The organism is Pleomorphochaeta sp., from assembly GCF_050031695.1.
Lineage (GTDB): Bacteria > Spirochaetota > Spirochaetia > Sphaerochaetales > Sphaerochaetaceae > Pleomorphochaeta.
In genome coordinates this window covers 1-17,058 of sequence record NZ_JBNAIC010000004.1, presented here as the reverse complement: position 1 = coordinate 17,058, position 17,058 = coordinate 1, and the positions used below count along the sequence as shown (strand labels likewise).

The 17,058-nt window shown below is 28.6% G+C and carries 14 protein-coding genes and 3 tRNA genes; 11 read left to right on the top strand and 6 right to left on the bottom strand.

Features of this window, described 5'->3' with window-relative positions:
* Nucleotides 1–47: 47 nt before the first annotated feature.
* The 3 genes from ACPKM0_RS00220 (at nucleotide 48) to ppdK (ending at nucleotide 4,612) form a co-directional block, all read left to right on the top strand.
* Nucleotides 48–488, top strand: coding sequence for a hypothetical protein (locus ACPKM0_RS00220; RefSeq protein WP_472472783.1), 441 nt, complete (start codon nucleotides 48–50; stop codon nucleotides 486–488).
* Between the two features lie 249 nt (nucleotides 489–737).
* A complete protein-coding gene (locus tag ACPKM0_RS00215; protein WP_472472782.1) occupies nucleotides 738–1,610 on the top strand; it encodes a sigma-70 family RNA polymerase sigma factor in 873 nt (290 codons plus the stop codon).
* Between the two features lie 299 nt (nucleotides 1,611–1,909).
* Nucleotides 1,910–4,612 (top strand): pyruvate, phosphate dikinase, encoded by a 2,703-nt coding sequence (gene ppdK, locus ACPKM0_RS00210; protein ID WP_472472781.1) that lies wholly within the window; start codon nucleotides 1,910–1,912, stop codon nucleotides 4,610–4,612.
* 83 nt (nucleotides 4,613–4,695) lie between these two features.
* Here ppdK and ACPKM0_RS00205 read toward each other — a convergent pair.
* Nucleotides 4,696–4,767, bottom strand: a tRNA-Thr gene (locus ACPKM0_RS00205).
* A 132-nt stretch (nucleotides 4,768–4,899) separates the two neighbouring features.
* Here ACPKM0_RS00205 and ACPKM0_RS00200 point away from each other — a divergent pair.
* From ACPKM0_RS00200 to ACPKM0_RS00170, 7 genes are all read left to right on the top strand, one after another.
* Nucleotides 4,900–5,190: a hypothetical protein gene (locus ACPKM0_RS00200; protein ID WP_472472780.1), complete on the top strand. Its 291-nt coding sequence runs from the start codon at nucleotides 4,900–4,902 to the stop codon at nucleotides 5,188–5,190.
* An 18-nt stretch (nucleotides 5,191–5,208) separates the two neighbouring features.
* The gene (gene tsaD / locus ACPKM0_RS00195; protein ID WP_472472779.1) at nucleotides 5,209–6,222 is read left to right on the top strand and encodes a tRNA (adenosine(37)-N6)-threonylcarbamoyltransferase complex transferase subunit TsaD; all 1,014 of its coding nucleotides are present in this window, start codon (nucleotides 5,209–5,211) and stop codon (nucleotides 6,220–6,222) included.
* A gap of 11 nt (nucleotides 6,223–6,233) precedes the next feature.
* Nucleotides 6,234–6,764: an adenine phosphoribosyltransferase gene (locus ACPKM0_RS00190; RefSeq protein ID WP_472472778.1), complete on the top strand. Its 531-nt coding sequence runs from the start codon at nucleotides 6,234–6,236 to the stop codon at nucleotides 6,762–6,764.
* Nucleotides 6,765–6,860: 96 nt separating this feature from the next.
* Nucleotides 6,861–6,931, top strand: a tRNA-Gln gene (locus ACPKM0_RS00185).
* A 6-nt stretch (nucleotides 6,932–6,937) separates the two neighbouring features.
* Nucleotides 6,938–7,009, top strand: a tRNA-Glu gene (locus ACPKM0_RS00180).
* A gap of 80 nt (nucleotides 7,010–7,089) precedes the next feature.
* A complete protein-coding gene (locus tag ACPKM0_RS00175; RefSeq protein WP_472472777.1) occupies nucleotides 7,090–8,733 on the top strand; it encodes an ABC-F family ATP-binding cassette domain-containing protein in 1,644 nt (547 codons plus the stop codon).
* A 16-nt stretch (nucleotides 8,734–8,749) separates the two neighbouring features.
* Entirely contained in the window at nucleotides 8,750–9,517 is a 768-nt protein-coding gene (locus ACPKM0_RS00170; RefSeq protein ID WP_472472776.1) for a type III pantothenate kinase, read from the top strand.
* An 82-nt stretch (nucleotides 9,518–9,599) separates the two neighbouring features.
* On the opposite strand, the gene ACPKM0_RS00165 is transcribed toward ACPKM0_RS00170, so the two are convergent.
* Nucleotides 9,600–10,766 (bottom strand): aminopeptidase, encoded by a 1,167-nt coding sequence (locus tag ACPKM0_RS00165; RefSeq protein ID WP_472472775.1) that lies wholly within the window; start codon nucleotides 10,764–10,766, stop codon nucleotides 9,600–9,602.
* A gap of 329 nt (nucleotides 10,767–11,095) precedes the next feature.
* Here ACPKM0_RS00165 and ACPKM0_RS00160 point away from each other — a divergent pair, with 329 nt between their 5' ends.
* Nucleotides 11,096–12,253 (top strand): iron-containing alcohol dehydrogenase, encoded by a 1,158-nt coding sequence (locus ACPKM0_RS00160; protein ID WP_472472774.1) that lies wholly within the window; start codon nucleotides 11,096–11,098, stop codon nucleotides 12,251–12,253.
* An 80-nt stretch (nucleotides 12,254–12,333) separates the two neighbouring features.
* Here ACPKM0_RS00160 and ACPKM0_RS00155 read toward each other — a convergent pair whose 3' ends face one another.
* The 4 genes from ACPKM0_RS00155 to ACPKM0_RS00140 form a co-directional block, all read right to left on the bottom strand.
* Nucleotides 12,334–13,293 carry a phosphotransferase family protein gene (locus ACPKM0_RS00155; RefSeq protein WP_472472773.1) on the bottom strand — a complete coding sequence of 320 codons (960 nt, stop codon included), beginning with the start codon at nucleotides 13,291–13,293 and terminating at the stop codon, nucleotides 12,334–12,336.
* A gap of 33 nt (nucleotides 13,294–13,326) precedes the next feature.
* Nucleotides 13,327–13,764 carry a peptide-methionine (R)-S-oxide reductase MsrB gene (msrB, locus tag ACPKM0_RS00150; protein WP_472472772.1) on the bottom strand — a complete coding sequence of 146 codons (438 nt, stop codon included), beginning with the start codon at nucleotides 13,762–13,764 and terminating at the stop codon, nucleotides 13,327–13,329.
* A gap of 187 nt (nucleotides 13,765–13,951) precedes the next feature.
* Entirely contained in the window at nucleotides 13,952–14,398 is a 447-nt protein-coding gene (locus ACPKM0_RS00145) for a MarR family winged helix-turn-helix transcriptional regulator (RefSeq protein ID WP_472472771.1), read from the bottom strand.
* A gap of 91 nt (nucleotides 14,399–14,489) precedes the next feature.
* Entirely contained in the window at nucleotides 14,490–16,892 is a 2,403-nt protein-coding gene (locus tag ACPKM0_RS00140; protein WP_472472770.1) for a hypothetical protein, read from the bottom strand.
* Nucleotides 16,893–17,058 lie beyond the last annotated feature (166 nt).

Below are 17,058 nucleotides of genomic sequence, written 5' to 3'. Positions count from 1 at the left end.
AATTTATATAATTATATTTTAGGTGAAAGCCAGAGAGGAGAAAAAGAATGAAAGAAGATATGAATTTAATAAAAAGAGGAATTGATTCTAGTTATTATTTTACTCAAGAAACATCTCAGCTTTCATTGGCTAAAACTTTTTATAAATTAGCTAATTCTTTTTTAGATAATAAGGATTTAGTCAAAGGCTTAGATTGTTTTTGTGATACCTTTATTTTAAGGAATAAAGATATTGAATCTCTTGAAGATGACTTTTTAGAATTTTTTAAAATTCAATTTATTATGTATTTATTAGGTAAAAAAAAGATAAAAGTTGCTTTAAGTGAAGGTGATATGATATTTGATTTAATCGAAGATACTTTTATTGAGCTCTCAAAAGAAATGGAAGAAAGTCCATTTTACATAAAAGATGAAAATAAGCGTTCATTTTATAAAACAATAGAAATAGATTTTCCTTGGATGATGTTTGAAGACGCTTTTTTTGCTTAGTTTGGTTACAAATGGGGCAAAAAGCCACTTATCTATTTGTCAATTGTTTTATATGTGTCAAAATGAAACACTATATTTTATATTTAATTTTAACGGGTCAATATGACCTGTTATTTTTTTGTATATTATAAATCTTTCGATAAAGATCAATGTTTTGGCATAAAAAATATCCATGATGTTGTTTATTTGTTACTTATTTAGTTTTGGCATGCTTATTGCATACTAATTAACAACATGGAGGACAAAAACATGGAAAAAGATAATAATATGCTAAATAATAATGAAATTAATAATGATGATTCTAGTGTACTTTCAATGTATATGAAGGAATTAAATAAATTACCTCTTATTTCTCATGAAGAAGAAGTTGAACTTTTCAAAAAAATAAAGAAAGGTGATTTAAGAGCTAGAAATAAAGTTATTGAATCAAACCTCCGTTTTGTTGTAAAAATTGCAAAAAAATATCAAAATCAAGGATTACCTTTAGATGACTTGATTAATGAAGGAAATATTGGATTAATGACTGCATTAGATAAGTTTGATGTTGATAAAGGATATCATTTTATTTCATATGCAGTATGGTGGATTAGACAATCAATAATGAAAGCTATTAATGAGAAAAGTAGAGCTGTTAGACTTCCTTTAAATAGATCTAATGAATTATTACAAATTCAAAAAGCTCAAAAAACATTAATGCATTTAAATGGAGAAGAACCTTCTATTGAAACATTAGCAGAAGAAACTCATTTAGATGTTAAAGTTGTAAAAACTTTAGTATCTGTTTCAAAAGATATGGTTAGTTTAGATGCTCCTGTATTTAAGGATAACGAAACAAGTAGTATTGCTGATTATATTGAATCAGATATTGATTCACCAGATAAGCAAGTAATGAGTGATTTATTAATAGATGATATAAATGAAGCATTAAATCAACTAAGTGAAAAAGAAAAAGATATTATTGAATATCGTTTTGGCCTAAATAATAAGAGTCAAATGAGTCTTAAAGAGATCGGTGAAATCTATAATTTAACTAAAGAAAGAATTAGACAAATTGAAAAAAGAGCTTTACAAAGATTACAAAATACTGAAGTACATAGAAGTTTAGAAAGCTATAGTGCTTAAATAACCTCAATCAATAAAAATTGGACAAATGCTTGTTAAGTATTTGTCCTTTTTTGTGCTTTAAAAATAGGTATTTTTTTATCTAAACGAGCAGACAACTATACATATATTAACATTAAATTACTAAACATAAAATAATAGTAGTAAACTAATTTAGTAATTGTATGAAATAGCTTATTTTTCACATATATTTTTTATTGTTATTGATTATAAATTACAAATATTGATTGACATATATTGCTATAATAACCTACTCTTATTTTACTATGTTATTTGTATAATTTTTTTTGGAGGAAATTATGAACCAAAACAACGAGAAATATGTATATTTCTTTGGTGACGGACAAGCAGAAGGTACTGCTTCTATGAAAGAACTACTAGGGGGTAAGGGTGCTAACCTAGCTGAAATGACTTCTATTGGATTGCCTGTTCCACCAGGTTTCACAATAAGCACAGAAGCTTGTGAATATTTCAATACACACAATGGTCAATTACCAAAACAACTTGAAACTGAAGTTTTAGAAACCTTAACTAAATTAGAAAAAACTATGGGTGCAAAATTAGGTGATAATTCGAACCCATTATTAGTTTCAGTAAGATCTGGTGCTGCACAATCTATGCCTGGTATGATGGATACAGTTTTAAATTTAGGTTTAAATTTAGATACTGTTGATGCATTAATAAAAAAATCTGGAAATGAAAGATTTGCTTGGGATAGTTATAGAAGATTTATTCAAATGTTTGGTGATGTTGTAATGAATGTACCACATCATGAATTTGAATTGGCTCTTCAAAGTGTAAAAGATGAAACAGACAAAGTTTATGATACTGAATTAAATGTTGAAGATTTAAAAGAAGTAATTAAAAGATATTTATTAGTATATAAGAGATATACTAATGAAGAATTTCCAACAGAACCACAAGAACAATTATTTAAAGCTATTATTGCTGTATTTAATTCTTGGAATAATGAAAGAGCTATTAAATATCGTCAAATGAATGATATTAGAGGACTTTTAGGTACTGCTGTTAATGTTCAAACAATGGTATTTGGTAATATGGGTGATACATCAGGAACTGGTGTTGCATTTACAAGAGACCCATCAACTGGTGAAAATAAATTCTATGGTGAATATCTAATGAATGCTCAAGGTGAAGATGTTGTAGCTGGAATTAGAACTCCACAACCAATTGATACACTTAAAGAAGTTAATCCTAAAGTATATGATCAATTAGTTGAAATTAGAACTATTTTAGAAAATCACTATCATGACATGCAAGACTTAGAATTTACCATTCAAGAAGGTAAATTATTCATGCTTCAAACTAGAAATGGTAAAAGAACTGTATTTAGTTGGTTAAGAAGCCAAGTTGAAATGGTTGAAGAAGGTTTAGTTGATAAAAAAACTGCAGTTTCTAGAGTTCCAGCTGGTGAATTTAATAAATTATTTGCACCTGTTTTAGATAACACTATCATTTCAGAAGAAAATATTAAAGAAATTGCAAAAGGTTTAAATGCTTCTCCAGGTGGTGCTTGTGGACATATTTATTTCACTGCAGCAAAAGCGGAAGAAATTGCAAAGACTGGTAAAGCTGTTATTTTAGTTAGAACCGAAACCTCTCCTGAAGATATTCAAGGTATGGCTGTTTCTAAAGGTGTTGTAACTGCTCGTGGTGGTATGACATCTCACGCTGCTGTTGTTGCTAGAGGAATGGGTTGTCCTTGTGTATCAGGTGTTAGTGAAATTGTTGTAAACGAAAAAAAGAAAACAATGGCTGTAGGCGATCTTACATTTAATGAAGGCGATTATTTATCTATTGATGGTTTTACTGGAGCTGTATATGGTGCAAAGATTGCTGTTAAACCTAGTGAAATTGTTCAAGTATTAGATGGTACTATGAAAGAAGAAGATTCTTTACTTTTCGAAAACTATAATAAATTTATGGGTTATGTTGAAGAAATTAAGGAATTAGGTGTTAGAACAAACGCAGATACACCACAAGATGTAAAAAGAGCTGTTTCTTTAGGAGCTGAAGGTATTGGCCTTTGTAGAACTGAACATATGTTCTTTGGTGGACAAAGAATTAAATCTATTAGAAAAATGATTCTAGCAGAAAATCTAATGACTAGAGAAGCTGCACTTGAAGAATTATTACCAATGCAAAGAAGTGATTTCGAAGAAATCTTTAGAGAATTAGACGGAAGAGCTGCAACAATTAGATTATTAGATCCACCTTTACATGAATTTTTGCCAAACGACCACACATCTAGACACGAATTAGCACTTGATTTAGGTATTTCTGTCGAAAGAATTGCACAAAAGATTACTGAATTGCATGAATTTAATCCTATGTTAGGATTTAGAGGTTGTAGATTAGCAATTGTTTATCCTGAAATTCTAAAAATGCAAGTTAGAGCTATTATGGAAGCTGCTTTAAATGTTCAAGCTGAAGGTATTAAAGTATTCCCAGAAATTATGATTCCTTTAGTAGGAAATTATAAAGAGTTTATTTTCTGTAAGAAACATGCTTTAGAAGTAATTGAAGAATTATTTGCAGATAGAAAAGATAAAGTAGAATATAAAATTGGTACAATGATTGAAGTTCCTCGTGCAGCAATTACTGCTGATGAAATTGCACATGAAGCTGAATTCTTTAGTTTTGGTACTAATGACTTAACTCAAATGACTTGTGGTTTCTCAAGAGATGATGCAGCATCATTCTTAAATCATTATGTTCAAGATACTGATAAACTATTCTATGATTACGATCCTTTTGCATCAATTGATGTTGATGGTGTTGGAAAACTTGTTGATATGGCAACTAAATTAGGAAGAAGTGTTAGACCAACTATCAAATTAGGTATTTGTGGTGAACATGGAGGCGATCCAAAAACTATTGATTTCTGTCAAAAAGTAGGACTAAATTATGTTTCTTGTTCTCCTTTCAGAGTTCCAATTGCTAGATTAGCTGCAGCTCAAGCTGTAATCAATAATAAATAAATTAGAATTTATATTTTAATAAATTTGGGTACCTTAAAAAAGGTACCCGTTTTATTTATAAAGTAAATAGTAATTTCTTTGATAGCCGGAGGAGGGAATTGAACCCTTGACCCACGCTTTACGAGAGCGTTGCTCTACCCCTGAGCTACTCCGGCAATATGAAAAAGATACTATATATATATAATCTTTTTCAACTAGAAATTTAAATATTTAACTATTTATTTTATTAACTATAATCATAGGCTAAATCTTGACCGACATCCTTAAAAAATGTAAGCTAAGCCGGTATGGTAAACAAGCAAAAAAAAATATTAAAAACTGTAAAACTTCCTTTAAGAAATGATACTTATGCGTATCAAATGACTAAAGATATAGATAAAAGACCAGTCATTACAGAAACTTGGGATCCTGAAGTAGCTGAATTTTATATGGGATTGTATCCTTCATTATTAAACGAAGGAAATACTATTTCAGATTTACATCAAAGAGCTCATTTTGAAGCTATGACAAGAAGTTCATCTATTGAATCACTCGATGATTTCATTAGAATGGTTACAAAACTTAAACCGAATAAATAATTAAGGTAAATAAAGAGTATGATTGTTTTAGGAATAGAAACATCTTGTGATGAATGTAGCGCAGCAATAGTCGAAGATGGAAACAAAGTATTAAGTAATGTAGTTGCAACTCAAATAGAGCTGCATAAGCCTTATGAAGGTGTTGTCCCTGAGCTAGCTAGTAGATTGCATACTGAATGGATTGATCAAGTTGTAAGTGCTGCAATTGTGCAAGCAAAAATAAAGAAAGAAGATATTGATGCAGTAGCTGTAACTAATAGGCCTGGATTATTAGGATCTTTATTAGTTGGAGTTAATTTTGCAAAAGGTTTAGCTGCAACTTTAGATGTACCATTTATTACTATTGATCATATTAGAGCACATTTATTTGCATCACAAATTGAAACACCTCTTGAATATCCATATTTAGGAGTTTTGGTTTCAGGTGGACATACTGTAATTTGTAAAGTAAATAGTTATGATGATGTTGAAGTAATGGGAACTACTATAGATGATGCTATAGGTGAAGCTTTTGACAAAGTTGCTAAACATTATGGATTAGGATACCCAGGTGGTGTTGTAATCGATAGATTAAGCAAAAATGGTAATTCAAAGGCGTTTTTATTTCCTGGTCCTTCTTTATCAAAAGGCCATGAATATGATGTTTCATATTCAGGTTTAAAAACAGCAGTTATTAATCAGTTAGATAAATTTCATGTTGAAGGTGAAGAAGTTACAAATGAAAATATTGCAGCAAGTTTTCAAAGAGCTGCAGTTGGTATATTAATGAAACGAATAAAGCTTGCATTAAAAAATACAGAATTAAAGAGAGTGTCAGCAGGTGGTGGTGTTGCAGCAAATAGTCTATTAAGATCAGAATTAAAAGACTTAGAAAAAGGCGGTTACACAGTTACTTTCCCTTCTCTTAAATTATGTACTGATAATGGAGCAATGATAGCAGGTCTTGCATATCATTATTTAAAAGATGGGTATACTGATGAATTTGATATAAGTGCAAGTGCACGTGTAAGTGCATTTAAAAAAAAGCAATAGGGAGCGATTTAATGGAAAAATATGATTTGGACTCAGCAATTAGAAAGGTGAAAGATTTTCCAAAAGAAGGAATTCTTTTTTATGATATAACAGGAATTTTAGCTAAACCTGAAGCTTTTAATTATTGTATTGATGCATTTTACGATTTATATAAAGATAAAAAAATTGATGGTATTGTTTGTTTAGAAGCAAGAGGCTTTATTTTTGCAAGTCCTTTAGCTGCAAAAATGAATGTACCTTTAATATTAGCAAGAAAAAAAGGTAAATTACCAGGTGCAGTTTATGAAAAAGAATTTGCACTTGAATATGGCGTTGATACAATATGTATTCAACATGTAGATATTAATGAAGGTGATAAAATATTAATCATTGATGATTTATTAGCTACAGGGGGAACTATTGATGCTGCAAGAGCTATAATTGAAGAAAATGGCGCAGAAGTTGAAGCTATTGGTGGTGTAATTGGATTGCCTTTTTTAGGATATGAAAAAGTATTAGAAAAATATAAAATAGATGTTTTATTAACTTATGAAGGTGAATAAATAAAAAATGAGATAGGGGAATTGCCTACTTAGACTTATACCAAGATTACTAATTGACAATTATTTTTTATAAAGGTATATTAGCCATTAGTGTTTTGGGATATAGTGTAATGGTAACACAGCAGATTCTGGTTCTGTTTTTGGGGGTTCAAATCCCTCTATCCCAGCTGTATGGTCCCTTCGTCTAACGGCTAGGACGAGAGATTCTCAGTCTTTAAATAGGGGTTCGATTCCCCTAGGGACTATTTTTTTATGAAGGCAGCCTTATGGTGGGTTGTCTTTATTTTTGAGTAGGTAAATATAAATTAAATATAAGGGTAAATAAATGATAACAGCTTCAAATATTTCATTATCTTACGGTACACAAGTATTATTTAAGGATGTAAATATTAAATTTACACCTGGTAATTGTTACGGTATTATCGGTGCAAATGGCGCAGGAAAATCTACATTTTTAAAAATTTTATCAGGTGAGATTGAACAAGATACAGGTGATGTAATAATTACACCTGGAGAACGTCTAACTATGCTTAGACAGGATCATTATGCTTTCCAAGATTATACAGTTATGGAAACAGTAATTAAGGGTTATGAAAAACTCTATACCATAATGAAAGAAAGAGAAGCTATTTATGAAAAAGAAGACTTTAGTGAAGAAGATGGCATTAGAGCAGCTGATTTAGAAAATGAATTTGCAGAACTTGGTGGATGGGAAGCTGAAGCTGAAGTTGGTCAAATGTTAGATGGTCTTGGTATTTCAACAGATTTTCATAATAAAAAAATGGCTGATATAGATGATACATTAAAAGTTAGGGTTTTATTAGCACAAGCATTATTTGGAACTCCTGATATTCTTTTATTAGACGAACCTACAAACCACTTAGATTTAGAGTCAATTAATTGGTTAGAAAATTTTCTAGAAAATTTTGAAAACACTGTTATTGTTGTTAGCCACGATAGACACTTCTTAAATAGTGTTTGTACTCATATAGCAGATATAGATTATTCTAAAATACAGTTATATGTTGGTAACTATGATTTCTGGTATTTATCAAGTCAATTAGTTGCAAAACAAATGAAAGATGATAAGAAACGTAGAGAAGATAAAATTTCTGAATTAAAAGATTTTATTCAAAGATTTAGTTCGAATGCTTCTAAAGCTAAGCAAGCTACAAGCAGAAAGAAATTAATAGATAAACTTACTATCGATGATATTAAACCATCTTCAAGAAGATTCCCTTATATTGCTTTTAAACCAGAAAGAGAAGTTGGTAATAATGTTTTAGAAATTGAAGGTTTAACTAAAGTTGTCGATGGTGTAAAAATTTTAGATAACTTGGATTTAGTATTAAATAGAGATGATAAAATTGCTTTTGTTGGTCCAAACCACCAAGCAAAGACATTATTATTTGATATAATTAGTGGAAGAATTGAACCAGATAAAGGCTCTTATAAATGGGGTGTTACAACATCTCAATCTTATTTCCCAAAAGATAATTCTTCATATTTTTCTGAACATGTAAATATTACAGATTGGTTAAGACAATATTCTCCAGAATTAAAAGATGATACCTATATAAGATCTTTCTTAGGTAGAATGTTATTTAGTGGTGATGAAGCTCTTAAGGATTGCACTGTTTTATCAGGTGGTGAAAAGGTAAGATGTGTTTTATCTAAAATGATGTTAGAACAAGCAAATTGTTTAGTTTTTGATGAACCTACATCTCATTTAGACTTAGAATCAATTACAGCATTAAATAACAGTTTAATTGATTATAAAGGTGTAATACTATTTAATTCACATGACCATCAATTTGTTAATACTATTGCTAATAGAATTATAGAATTTACTCCTAATGGTATAATTGATAGAATGATGCCTTTTGATGAATACTTAGTAGATGAAGGTGTTAGCGAATTAAGAGATAAACTTTATCAAGGTGTATCACATCATCATTTATCAATATAATTTGTGAGGTTGTTTTATGTTATTTGCAGTTGATATTGGAAATACAAACATTGTTTTGGCAATTCATGACGGAAAGTCTTGGGTTAATACTTGGCGTATCCATACAGATATACATAAAACAACTGATGAATATTTTGTAGTTCTTGAATCATTGTTACATAATTTACATCCTCAAGAATATCATATTACACATACTGTAATTTCTTCTGTAGTTCCTAATTTAAATAGAGTAATGCAAAAGAACTTAGTAAGATTGTTTGATATTGAACCTATTATGGTAAATCATGATTTAAATACAGGTTTAATTAGAAATAGTATACCTTTGGAATTAGGTTCTGATTTATTGTGTAATTTAGCTCAAGCTCATCATTTATATCCTAATAAAGATGTCATGGTAGTTGATTTTGGTACAGCTCTTACTATGAGTTGTGTTAATAAAAACGGTGAAGTTTTAGGCGTATCTATTGCGCCTGGATTAATAACTGCAGTAAATGCATTATTTGGAAAGACTGCTCAATTACCACAAGTTCAATTAAAAGCTCCTGAAAAAACAATGGGACGTTCAAGTGATTGTTCAATTAGATCTGGTATAATGTTCGGATTCGCTGGTTTAGTTGAATCAATGATAAAAAGAACAGAAGAAGAAATTGATGGTAAGCTTTATGTTATAGCTACAGGTGGATTATCAAATACAATATCATCTTTAATCCCAAGAATAGATGAAGTAAAACAAGATCATACGCTTGATGGATTAAGATTTATTGCATTATCTAATATTGAATAAATATAATTATTATATAATTGATATATAAAAAAGATGTAATTTCTAATTGTTTTGATATTAGAAATTACATCTTTTTATTTTATTAAATTACAAAATTTCCATCTTTAATAACGGTAGTATCTCCAATGTTTATTTTAGAAAATACATCTCCAATTGGTATTGCTAATTTAACTAGAGATTGATTGATATTGATTTTATCAAGATTTGTATCTTCATCAAAGTTTGCTAATGAATCCTGTGTTGCTCCTCCGAGAATTATTGAAGTTGTATTTTCAAAAGAGTAAAGAGGGTGAGTTCCTTTTGTAATATATTTAGATTCAAGAGTTTCTTCATCAGTTAAATATATACTTGATACTTTATTAGCATTTTTATCACATTCAAAAAAAGCCTCTAAAGCTTCTTTGTTAGTTTCAGCTTTATAAGATATGACTTCTCCATTTTTAAAATTAAAAGATGCGTTTTTTATTAGTTTACCAAAAAGGTAAAAATCTCTACTAGCTTCTATATGACCTTCAAATGATTTACAATCAAAATTGTTGTGAATATTTTGTGATGGAAGAAAATTATAAAAACTTCGTTTGTTTTTTAAAGTTATGAAATTAGAAGCCCAATTTCCATCTTTAATTAAAAATGCTTTAAATTTAGAAGTTCGGTTCTTAAATTCAATATAATTATTAAGTGAATTTAATATATTTACTCTATAGCTTAATAATGTAGCTTGGTTAATCCAATATTGAATCATGTTTTCATTATCAAATCTTAGTAATTTAGCGAAGTAAGCTAAAGCTTCATTCTCACTCATATCTATAAATGCATGTTTAACAAATTCTTTAGATGGGTATGGAACTATGGTCCATGGAATAGCTATTCTTCTTTTTAAATCTATAGGTTCACTTAAAATCCCATATTCACTAATTTTAATTATATTATTAGAAATTTTCGTTATATCTTCGCTATTTAAATAATTAAAATTATTTAAATCTAATATTCTACACATAATTTGAGTAGTTACTTGAGGTTTTTGGATATCTAAAAGATTAGGTTCTACAGGAACAGTTTGAGTTACTTTTCCATTTTCTGTTACAACAATATTTACAGGTATATTTGTAATTTTTGCAGCAAATTTTGCTAACTCGAGAGAAAACGGGTAAGTGGATTCTTCACTGTTTATTGATAAAGAATCACCTGGTTTTAAATTTAATTGGCTAAAACATATTAGCTTTGATAATTGTAAATCGAAATTTGTCATAATTACTAATATAACAAAAAAAGTATAAATTGGGCAGTGAAATAAGCGAAAATTAGTAAAAAAAATAATAAAAAATAATTGATATCTAATATATAAAAAAATATAGATAAAAAAATATATAAACCACTTGAATAAAATATCACAGAGTGATAATGTATCGATGTAAATGAAAATAGCTGTATCATTAAATACACTGTTTTAGATTATTATTGTAACATATTTTGTTAAATATATATAAATAATGTGATAATTAGTATATTAATTATGCACAAACGATTAAAACTAATAGGATTTTTTATTTTTGTAATTTAAAATCTGAGGAGAAAAAAATGGGTTTAATGAGTTTTTCAATTCCAAGAGAAATTTACTACGGTGAAAATTCTCTAAGTAAATTAGCTGATCTTAAAGGAACTAAAGCTGCTATAGTAACTGGTGGTAGTTCAATGAAAAGATTTGGTTTCTTAGACCAAGCTGCTAAGATACTAAAAGATGGTGGTATCGAATCTATTGTTATAGACGGTGTTGAACCAAATCCATCAGTAAAAACTGTTATTCGTGGTGCTAAAGCTATGTTAGATTTTGAACCAGATTGGATTGTAGCAATTGGTGGTGGATCAGCATTAGATGCAGCTAAAGTAATGTGGTGTTTCTATGAACATCCTGAACTAAAATTCGAAGAAATTATCGAAGTTGGTTCAATGCCACCTCTAAGAAATAAAGCTCGTTTTGTTGCTATTCCTTCAACAAGTGGAACAGCTAGTGAAATTACAGCATTCTCAGTTATTACTGATACTGAAAATCATATTAAATACCCAATTGTTGCAGCTGATATGGTACCAGATGTAGCAATTTTAGATCCAGCTCTTCCTATGAAGATGCCAGCTCATATTACAGCAAATACAGGTATGGACGTTATGTGTCATGCTTTAGAAGCCCTAGTTTCAATTGCAGGAACTAATTTCACAGAACCATATGCAGTAAGAGCTATTGAATTAGTTAATAAATATTTACCTGTTGCATATAGTGAAGGTGAAAACTTAGAAGCAAGAGAAGCAATGCATGAAGCTTCAGCTTTAGCTGGTATGGCTTTCACAAACGCATCTCTAGGTTTAGTTCACTCTTTAGCACATAAAATTGGTGGTGAATTTGGTGTAACTCACGGTTTAGCTAATGCTATTTTATTACCTTATATCATTGATTATAATAGACAATTCACTGATAAATATAATTATATTGAAGAAATTCTAAAAGTTGATAATGTAGCTGATACTATTAGAGAATTAAATAAAAAATTAGATATTCCTGCATCATTTAAAGATTGTACTGAAGTTGATTTTAACGAAGCTAAATTCAAAGAAGTTATCGATAGAATGAGTAAGAATGCTTTTGGTGATCCTTGTACATTAACAAATCCTGGAACTCCTTCTGTAGAAGCTGTAAAAATGATTTATGAATCAGCTTACTATGGTACACCAATTAAAAAATAATCTAAGAAGATTGTTGAAATTTAGATAAATATATTTCACTCCATTATTAATTTAGTGGAGTGATTTATTTTTTATTAGATTTACAAGATTGAATAAACTGCTTTTAAACTTTGAAGAGCCCAATTATATTGATCATTTGTTTTATAATTTCTATATGGACATTCGATTACCATAATTAAATATAAATAAAATTTATAAAGATTAATTCGTTTTAGCTCTGATTTAGTTAAATTACTTTTATCTAAATAGCTTGAAAGAAATTCTTTATTATTATCTAAATGTCCGCATGCAATTTCTAATAAATAATCAGCATATAAAGCTCTCTCAGTATCTATAATTCCTTCGATTTCAAAAGTATTAGGATTAATGAAAATATTTCCATCCCAGAGATCCTTATGAACTAGTGAAGCTTTTTTTACTTTCTTAAGCTCATTTTTATATTTAATTATTTTTTCTAGTGCCTCATATTTTGAAATAAAAAGAGTTAATTGTATTTTATTTGCATCACTAAATAAGTCATTAATCATTGAATAGAAGCATTCAAACCAATTATTATATTGTTTTTCTTTATTAGAGATATCCCCAAAAAAATTATTTTCTATTGAATTTATTTTTTTTGTATAATGTCCTAATTGAGAATAAATGGATTTAAGGTTTTTAGAATTTAGAGTTTTTTTTAACTTATTTAGAGGTATTCCTTCAATGTAATTCATTATAAAGTATTCGCACTCTATAAGTTTTAATGAATTATCATAATATAAAATTTCAGGAATAAAGGGATTATTTTTTGACAATAGTGAATTTACTATTACTTCATTTCTCATTATGTTTTTTTCATACGTTAATACATTTATATTTGACTTTGGTGCTATTTTTAAGACGATTTTTAAGTTGTTATTTAGAGTAATTTTATAGCTACTATTAAAATAACCATCAATCAATTCAGCTATATTTAATATGCTGACAGAATTTTTAAATGCTTTTGTAATTATTTTCTCGATGTTTTTTTGAGATATTATAGTTTTGGTTATACTTTCCATAAATTTTTATTTATTAGATATTAAATAATTGCATTAATTTTTGAAATATTTAATATATTCTTCATATCCTTCATCTTTTAATTTTTCAAAAGGAATAAATTTTAGAGAAGCTCCATTAATGCAATATCTAAGTCCACCTTTATCGATTGGTCCATCATCAAAAACATGTCCAAGATGGGAATTTGCTATTTTAGATTTAACTTCTACTCTTTCCATATTAAAAGAGACGTCTTTATTATAAACAAGAGATTCTTTTTCAATAGGAGAGCTAAAACTTGGCCAACCACAACCACTATCAAATTTTTCTGTAGATAAAAATAAAGGCTCACCTGATACTATATCAACATAAAGTCCTTTTTCATTACTATTGTGATATTTACTACTAAAAGGAGGTTCTGTTGCTGAGTTTTGAGTTACATTATATTCTAGTTTGCTTAATTTGCTTTTATTTATTTTTCTTTCTTTACTCATAATAAATCCTTTCTATAAATATGTTTATATTTTACATTTAAGTTAATGTAAAAACAATGTTTTAGTATTTATTATTTTATTTTTGTTAAAATATTTTCTTTTTATGAAAAAAAAATATAAATAAGTGTTATTTGAATTTTGTTTTGAATGGCAAGAAAAGTTGTAAATTAATAATTCATGTTAATTATTATTTAGAAATAATTTTACTTTGATTATCGATTACTTTATTTAATAAATAATATAGGTTTTCAACTTCTTCATCACTAAAATTAGAAAATAGTTCTTTAGCATGATGATTAATTACTAAATCAAGATTATCAGCTATTTTTTTACCATCAGCTGTTAAATAAATTAAATTTTCATTTTTTTGGTTTCCATTAGTTCTTATAATATAATTATTTTCTTCTAGTTTCTTTAGCCCTTTTGATATTGCTTGCGGACTTATCTTCATTAATGAAGCTAGCTTTCTTTGATTAATTTCATTGTTATTTCTTATTAAACCAAGCATTTTCCTTTGATTATGATTGAATTTTCTTTCGTCTCTATTTTCTGATTTTTTATTAACAGGTAATTTTTTTTGTGATAGTAGGGTAATGCAGTCCTGTAGTAGTGATAGTGTTTTTACTTTATCCATAATTTCCTCTATTAGTTTAATTACTATGTTGTTTATTTAAACAAAGTACTTTATTAAAAAGATATAAAGTACTTTGTTCTAAATATAAATTCTATTCTATTATAGTGCTATTAAAGCTTAAATAGTAGTCGCTACTGTCAATTTTAGTATTAACAAGTTTAACAAAGCTTGATTCAATTGCATAGAAAATATTACCACCATTTTGTGCTGTATTATTATTAAAAGAGCAATTATCAAAATATACGGTAGAGAAAATATCATAATTGTTAGTCCAAGAACTGTCGATTAAATCAGAGAAATGTGTGTCATTTTCGATTTCTTGAGAGGCTCTATCTAATATATAAACAACTCCACCAGCTTTTGCACTGTTGTTATTAAAAGTACAATCAATATATTGTGTTAATGATCCATAATCTACCATAGCTGCTCCACCAACGTACTCTGCAGTATTGTTTTCATATGTACAATTATTATAGCCACTTCCACAACCACTAACATCATAAGTTGCTCCTGCATATTCAGCACTATTGTCTATAAAATTACAATCACTAAAAATTGGACTCCCACCAAAATATGTATAGCTTGCTCCGCCTAAAATAGCATAATTGTCAACGAAAGTAACATTATTAACTGTAGTGTTAAAGCCAAAGGTGCTATCTGTAACTTCAGCATCTGATACTATTGTATCTGTAAATACTGAATCATTTCTATTACCAGATAGATAATTAAATAATCCGCCTCCTAATCTATCATATTCTTCAGCATCATCTCCTTGTGCGTCTGCATAACCGCCTGTAATAGTTAGGTTGTTAATTGATGCTTTATCACTTCCAATAATTACATGATAAGTATTGTCACTTTTTATTGAAGAATCACCAATTTCACCAGATAGAATTGTTCCATCTTGAGATTCTCCAATTAGATTAACACCCTCTAATAACATGAATGAATCAATTCTGCTATTACCTGCTGTGTAAGTACCATCTGCAATATAGATATTAACTTCTTCACCATTTTCAACATAATAATTGTTAGCCATATAAATTGCTTTTTGTAAATCACTTAAAGAATTATCACTAGAAGAACCATCTCCATTTCCTTTTAAGTCAACATAGATTGTATTAGTTTCAGAAACTAAATCAGATTTGTTAGAATGATCTAAAATTGTAGGAAGTTCAGTCATTTCAATACTTAAAAGATAGTTGATAATTTCAAAGATTTCTTCATCATCTCTATTCCCACAATCTGAATAATTAAATCCTATTTCAGTATTTGTTAAACAATTATAGTTTTCATCGAAAATAGCTTTTGTATCAATTATATTATCGCCTGTTCCATAATAACCACCTTCTATGATGCTATCATAAACAGCTGTATTACATTCATTAAAGTTATAAATTGATGCATTACCATTGTCACTAATATTATCTGAAACAACACAATTAATAACTATTGGATCATTATAACCACCGGATCCTTGATATAATGCAGCTCCATCTTCTATTGAGTAATTGCCTGTGAATGTTGAATTTACTATTTTAGGGTTAGAGTAGCCATCATTACCAATTCCAGCAGCAAATTCACAAGTGTTATCTAAAAATAAACAATTGTAAAAATATGGGCTACATGCGAAATCATCATAAATTGCACCACCTTTCCCATTACAGAAATTATTTATAAATTGACAATCAATGAAAATAGGAGAAGATTTATAATCTATGGAAATACCTCCACCACGAGAAAATGATGAACAATCTTCTACTATTACATTATAGAATAATGGCTGTGTATCTAAATTACTTGTATCGTTTACATAAATTGCTCCACCTTTATCAGAATAACAATTTTTAATAGTAACGTTTTTTATTTCAGCACTTACAGCCCAAACTACAATAGCTGCTCCGTTTCTAGTTGTTTCAGCATTACCTGAAGTTACTTGTTCAGGAGAGCTGTGACCAGCACTTTTTTTATCATTTTCATTATCATTTTTACCTGAAGGTGGAGATCCCATTGCTAACATACTTGAACTATATCCATTTTGAATAGTAAATCCATCAATTATTCCATTAGTAGCTAATAGTATGTTATTTGTATTATCAGTATCATCATCGGGTGTATTTAAAAAATCACCATCTAATATTGTTTCGTTACTATTTATATCTCTTTGATCAATTGAAGTTTCTGTTCCTTCAAATCCACCATATAAGTTAGTTCCATCAACTAATGAAAAACTTTCTTCTTGGTCAGTTGTACTTGCATAATAAGTACCTTCTGCAACCCAAATACTATCTCCATAATTTGAGGATGAAATAGCATCTTGTAAATCATTGTATGCATTATTCCAAGAGGTTCCATTATTATCACCATTAGCATTTGTATCTACAAAGATGATATTCTCAAAAGTTGTTTCATCTTGTGACTTTTTTGTGCTGCTACAAGAAATTAGGCTACATATTAATATTGCAGCTAAAATTAGTTTGTAATTAAGTTTCATTAAATTACTCCAAAAATGTTGTTTGTTATAGTGAGATGCAAATCAAGACACTTTCTAAAATATTTCACGAATATTTCAGTAGTTTTTCCTCTTTTTTCGCTGCACCAGTAAATGCATTATAATAGATTTCATTTGGTGCATAATATCCCAAAGATTGGTGTGGTCT